The following is a 2,504-nucleotide window of genomic DNA, read 5'->3' on the forward strand; positions in this document are numbered from 1 at the left end:
GTAAGCGTGGGCTGGAGACCGCAGATCAGGCGGCTGCGGCGATCGGTTGCTGATCGGGCCGCCAGTTCCACGGCATGAGTTCATCCCAGCGGGCAGCAGGCCAGTTGCCAGCGATCCTGGCGATGACGTCGGCGATATAGGCCTGTGGTTCGAGGCCATTGAGTTTGGCGCTCTCGATGATGGAGTAGATGGCAGCGGCCCGATCACCGCCCGCCTTTGATCCTGCAAACAGCCAGTTTTTGCGGCCCAGGGCCACGCAGCGCATGGCGCGCTCCGCAATGTTGTTATCAATCTCCAGTCGGCCGTCGTCGAGGAAGCGCGTCAGCGCGACCCAGCGCTTGCGGCCATAGGCGATGGCCTTGGCCATCTCCGACTTGGGCGAAAGACGGCGCAGCGCATCGTCGAGCGCCTCGTGCAGTTCGTCGATCAATGGCTTGGTGCGGTCCTGTCGGCGTCGTCGTCGGATATCAGGCTGATGGCCGCGAACCTCTGCTTCGATCTCATAGAGTTGGCCGATGCGTTCCAGCAGATCAGTGGTGAGCGGTGTCGGCTTGGTCGCGTGGATGTCGAATATCTTGCGCCGGAAATGCGCCCAGCAGGCGACCTCGGTGACGCGGTTGGTGTCGTAGAGCTTGTCGTATCCGGCATAGCCGTCCGCCTGAAGATAGCCGGTGAAACTGGCCAGCTGCCGTTGGGGATGCGCGCCGGTGCGGTCGGTGGTGAACTCATACCAGACCAGTGGCGGCGAAGTCGCACCAGAGCCGCGATCATCGACGGCGTAGGCCCAGAGCCTGCCGGTTGCCGTCTTGCCACGTCCCGGATCGAGCATGGGGACCGGCGTATCGTCGGTGTGGATCTTTGAAGCGGTCAGTCCGACCTCACGGATACGGCTGATGATCGGATCGAGCAGCACGGATGCCTGGCCGACCCAGCCTGCCAGCGTCGAGCGGTCGATCTCGATGCCCTGCGCGGCCATGATCTCGGCCTGGCGGTATAACGGAAGGTGATGGTCGAACTTAGAGACGACGACATGGGCCAGGGTGCTGAAGGTCGCCTTGCCCCGCGCTATCGCCTTCACCGGCGCGGGCGCCTGCACGATCTTCTCGCAGGACCGGCAGCTATACTTGGGGCGGATGGTTCGAATGACGCGCCACTGCACCGGCACGGCATCGAGCATCTCGTCGCTATCCTGCCCCAGCGGCCGCAGCGCGCCGCCGCAGTCGGGACAGGTGCAGTTACCCTGATCGGGCTCGATCCGCTGCTCCTCGCGCGGTAGATGAGCTGGCAGCGTCCGAACCGGTGATGGCCGATCGACGGCTACCGGATCGCCTCTACGCGCGGCGGCGACGATGGCCTCGCCTTCAAGTTCTTCGAGCGCCAGCTCAAGCTGAGCGATCTGGGTATCGAGCTTCTCGGACGACTTGCCGAACTGCATCCGCTTGAGGCGCGCAATCTGCACGCGCAGCGTATCGATCAGGATGTCGCGGGCGGAAATATCGGCGTGGGCAGCCGCCAATGCAGCTTCAAGCTCGGCGATCCGAGCGTCTTTATCAGGGGTGGAAAGGCCTGCGTCCGACACCGCAATCATATAGCAGATCGATCGTCGAAACGCTAATAAAAGCACCAGAAAATGGGCGTTTTACCCCGCCAATGAAGGGGTGAAAGTGCGTTCAGGTCGCCGCCAGTCGATGCCTTCCAAGAGCATCGAAAGCTGGGCTGCGGTCATCACCACCGACCCCGTCTTGGTCGACGGCCACACGAAGCGCCCCCGGTCCATCCGCTTGGAAAACAGGCACATGCCCTGGCCGTCGTACCAAAGCAGCTTCACCAGATCGCCGCGCTTGCCCCGGAAAGCGAACAGCGCACCGGAATGGGGGCTCTGCTCCAGAACCTGCTGCGTCATCACCGCCAGGCCGTCGAAACCCTTACGCATGTCCGTCGCGCCGCAAGCCAGGAATATCCGCGTCGATGGCGGCAGCGGGATCATCGCGTTAAGATACCGATCACCCGTGACAGGGCATCGGCATCGACCGTGGCATCCACGCTTACCCTGATACCCGACGGCAGCTCGATGCCAATCACGCCGCCGCTGCTCGCTGCAACCGTCGGGGCAGGCAAGGCTGGCTGCTCGCTGATCTGCACCTCCGCAAATGCCGGCTCGGCCAACTTGCGAACCCCGGCAAGCTCACCGGACATCGCCTGGCGCCGCCAAGTGTAGATCGAGCCGCTGCCGACATCATGGCGTTCACAGGCCGTCCGCACGCAGCCCTCCGGGCCAAATGCATCCCGCAGCACGGCCAGCTTCTGCTCTACCGTCCACCGCCGCCGACCTGACACACGGCTAACGATCTCTATCCGACTACTCATACGACCGCTCGTATGAGTAGTCGCTGCACCACTCCCTGAATCCTCAATCTCGTCCGACATCGGCCACCCCGCTCAAAGAGCGGCAATCATCCCCCCGAATGGGCGCCGCGCAAGGCGGCCGTCAGACCTCGCTTACC

The 2,504-nt window shown here is 63.6% G+C and carries 3 protein-coding genes; all 3 read right to left on the reverse strand.

The genetic code is table 11. The annotated features are described in order from the left end of the window. Positions 1-25: 25 nt before the first annotated feature. The 3 genes from tnpC to tnpA are packed head-to-tail and all read right to left on the reverse strand — an operon-like array spanning position 26 to position 2,367. Entirely contained in the window at positions 26-1,588 is a 1,563-nt protein-coding gene (tnpC, locus tag J2W40_RS20425) for an IS66 family transposase (RefSeq protein ID WP_310227789.1), read from the reverse strand. Positions 1,589-1,639: 51 nt separating this feature from the next. Next, positions 1,640-1,987, reverse strand: a complete 348-nt coding sequence (gene tnpB / locus J2W40_RS20430) for an IS66 family insertion sequence element accessory protein TnpB (protein ID WP_006957496.1) — start codon at positions 1,985-1,987, stop codon at positions 1,640-1,642. Further along, the gene (gene tnpA / locus J2W40_RS20435) at positions 1,984-2,367 is read right to left on the reverse strand and encodes an IS66-like element accessory protein TnpA (RefSeq protein ID WP_310227790.1); all 384 of its coding nucleotides are present in this window, start codon (positions 2,365-2,367) and stop codon (positions 1,984-1,986) included. The genes tnpB and tnpA overlap by 4 nt, the downstream gene beginning before the upstream one ends. Between the last annotated feature and the right edge of the window lie 137 nt (positions 2,368-2,504).

Source organism: Sphingobium xenophagum (assembly GCF_031457465.1).
GTDB classification, from domain to species: Bacteria; Pseudomonadota; Alphaproteobacteria; order Sphingomonadales; family Sphingomonadaceae; genus Sphingobium; species Sphingobium xenophagum_A.